The organism is Chromobacterium aquaticum (genome assembly GCF_021129195.1).
GTDB classification, from domain to species: Bacteria; Pseudomonadota; Gammaproteobacteria; order Burkholderiales; family Chromobacteriaceae; genus Chromobacterium; species Chromobacterium aquaticum.
The window spans coordinates 1-546 of record NZ_JAJOHW010000279.1 but is presented as its reverse complement, the minus strand read 5'-3'; the positions used below and the strand labels follow the sequence as shown (position 1 = coordinate 546).

The 546-nt window shown below is 74.4% G+C and carries 1 protein-coding gene; it reads left to right on the top strand.

Annotation, left to right across the window (positions count from 1 at the left end):
* Window positions 1–546: dihydroxyacetone kinase subunit DhaK (locus tag LQT98_RS23795; RefSeq protein ID WP_231465728.1), on the top strand; the 546-nt coding region annotated here is incomplete at both ends.

Below are 546 nucleotides of genomic sequence, written 5' to 3'. Positions count from 1 at the left end.
CCTCCGGCGCCGATCTGGCCGAGGTCGCCGCCGCCGCGCGGCAGGCGGCGGAACAGGTGGCCACCATGGGCGTGGGCCTGGGCGCCTGCACCGTGCCGGCCACCGGCCGCCCCGGCTTTCAACTGGACAGCGGAGAGGCGGAACTGGGCCTGGGCATACACGGCGAGGCCGGCGTGCGGCGCGTGGCGACGCCATCGGCCGCCGATTTGTGCGCGACCTTGCTGGACGCCATCCTGCAAGACCGTGGCTGGCTCCCGGGACAGCGGGTGGCGCTGCTGGTCAACGGCCTGGGCGGCACGCCGCCGATGGAGCTCGCCATCGTCGCCCGCGCGGCGCTGGCTCATCTGCGTCTGCGCGGCCTCCTGGTGGAGCGCGCGTGGAGCGGCAACTTCATGACCGCGCTGGAAATGCCTGGCTGCTCGCTATCGCTGCTGGCGCTGGACGATCAGCGTCTGAGCTGGCTGGACCAAGCCACCCTAGCGCCGGCCTGGCCCGGCGCCGGCCGCATCCCTGCGCAACGCCAGCTGCGCGCGACGGCTGCCAGCG